This is a genomic window from Variovorax sp. MPBD4-3 (genome assembly GCF_058809745.1).
This window is the reverse complement of record NZ_JBXASW010000130.1, coordinates 1-2,190: the sequence shown is the minus strand read 5'-3', so window position 1 is coordinate 2,190 and position 2,190 is coordinate 1. Positions and strand designations below refer to the sequence as shown.

At 64.2% G+C, this 2,190-nt stretch carries 2 protein-coding genes; both read left to right on the top strand.

Annotated elements, in window-relative coordinates; genetic code table 11:
* Positions 1-199: 199 nt before the first annotated feature.
* Positions 200-1,093, top strand: a complete 894-nt coding sequence (locus AC1RVW_RS30765; RefSeq protein ID WP_493204515.1) for a TauD/TfdA dioxygenase family protein — start codon at positions 200-202, stop codon at positions 1,091-1,093.
* Between the two features lie 20 nt (positions 1,094-1,113).
* Positions 1,114-2,124 carry an ABC transporter substrate-binding protein gene (locus AC1RVW_RS30760; RefSeq protein WP_409194915.1) on the top strand — a complete coding sequence of 337 codons (1,011 nt, stop codon included), beginning with the start codon at positions 1,114-1,116 and terminating at the stop codon, positions 2,122-2,124.
* Positions 2,125-2,190: the final 66 nt, after the last annotated feature.

Below are 2,190 nucleotides of genomic sequence, written 5' to 3'. Positions count from 1 at the left end.
GAAGCGAAGGGACGCAGACAGCAGGGTCGCCTTTCTTTTGCCTACGTTTCTTTGGCGAAGCAAAGAAAAGTAGGTCGGCCGCCGGGCCGAGACCCGGCCCCGGAAAACAACCAAACCCTCAACCTCAAAATTCCAAAGTCATAAGCTATCAACGAAGAGTTCGTTTGGGAATAACCCCCCGCCCCCTACATTGGCAGACATGACTGCCGTCCTTTCCAGCCGCGTGCCAGAAGCCGCCGCCCAGCACTTCGAAGTACGCCCCTTCGCCGCCCCCGTAGGCGCCGAAATCGTCGGCCTCGACATCTCGAAACCGATCAACGACACGGACTTCGCGCGCATTCACCGCGCACACCTCGACCACCATGTATTGGTGTTCCGCAACCAGCAGATCACCCCGCAGCAGCACATAGATTTCAGCCGCCGCTTCGGCCCGCTCGAAATCCACGTGCTCCATCAGTTCCAGCTGAAGAACCACCCGGAAATCCTGATCGTCTCCAACATCAAGGAGAACGGCGAGCCCATCGGCCTGGGCGACGCGGGGGTCTACTGGCATTCGGACATCTCGTACAAGCCCAAGCCCAGCCTCGGTTCGCTGCTGCATGCGCAGGAGCTGCCCAGCGAGGGCGGCGACACGCTGTTCGCCGACCAGCATCTGGCCTGGGAAGCGCTGAGCCCCGAGTTGCAGCGGCGCATCCTGCCGCTCAAGGCCGAGCACAGCTACCTCGCCAAGTACGAAGAGCTGCGCGCAAAGAACCCGTGGCGGCCCAAGCTCTCGCAAGAACAGATCGACCAGGTCGCGCCAGCCGTGCAGCCCGTGGTGCGCACGCACCCTGAAACCGGCCGCAAGGCGCTGTTCGTCAGCGAGCATTTCACGACGCGCATCGTCGGCCTGCCGCAGGACGAAAGCGACGCACTGCTGGCCGAGCTCTTCGCGCACAGCGTGGAGCCCGAGTTCGTGTACCGCCACCAGTGGGCGCCGCACGACCTCGTGTTCTGGGACAACCGCTCGCTGATGCATCTCGCAGCCGGCACGCCGGACCACCTGCGCCGCCGTCTCAACCGCACCACCATCGTCGGCGACACGCCTTTCTGATTCTTCCGGGACCACAGTCAATGAACCGCTTCACCCGCAAAGCCGCCGCGCTCGCCGCCGGCCTCAGTCTCCTGGCCGGCAGCCTGGCCGCGCATGCCGAGGGCCAGATCCGCATCGCCGAGCAGTTCGGCATCGTTTACCTGCTGCTCAACGTGGCGCAGGAGCAGAAGCTCATCGAGAAGCACGCCAAGGCGGCCGGTGTGGACGCCAAGGTCGAATGGGTCAAGCTCTCGGGCGGCTCGGCGGTGAACGACGCGCTGCTGTCCGGCAACATCGAGATCGCCGGTGCCGGCGTGGGGCCGCTGCTCACGCTGTGGGACCGCACCAAGGGCAAGCAGAACGTGAAGGGCGTGGCCTCGCTGGGCAATTTCCCGTACTACCTGGTGACCAACAATCCGAACGTGAAGTCGATCGCCGACTTCACCGACAAGGACCGCATCGCGCTGCCCGCGGTGGGCGTGTCGGTGCAGTCGCGCGTGCTGCAGTTCGCGTCGGCCAAGCTGTGGGGCGACAAGGAGTTCAACCGGCTCGACAAGATCAGCGTGGCGGTGCCGCATCCCGACGCGGCCGCGGCCATCATCAAGGGCGGCACCGAGATCACGGGCCACTTCGGCAATCCGCCGTTCCAGGAGCAGGAGCTGGCGGGCAATCCGAATGCGCGCATCGTGCTCAACTCGTACCAGGTGCTGGGCGGGCCGTCGTCGGCCACGGTGCTCTATGCGACCGAGAAATTCCGCAGCGAGAACCCGAAGACCTACAAGGCTTTCGTCGATGCGCTCGACGAGGCCGCGAAGTTCGTCACCGCCAATCCGGAGAAGGCGGCGGACATCTACCTGAAGGTGAGCAACGCCAAGCTCGACCGCGAGCTGCTGCTGAAGATCATCAAGAACCCCGAGGTGCAGTTCAAGACCACGCCGCAGAACACCTATCCGCTGGCGGAGTTCATGCACCGGGTGGGCGCGATCAGGAACAAGCCGGCTTCGGTGAAGGACTACTTCTTCGACGATGCGCAGAACGTTTCGGGGAACTGATGGGCACGGCGAAGGTGCGTTCGGGGTTTGACTCGTTCCCCCTCTGGGGGAAGGCAGGGATGGGGG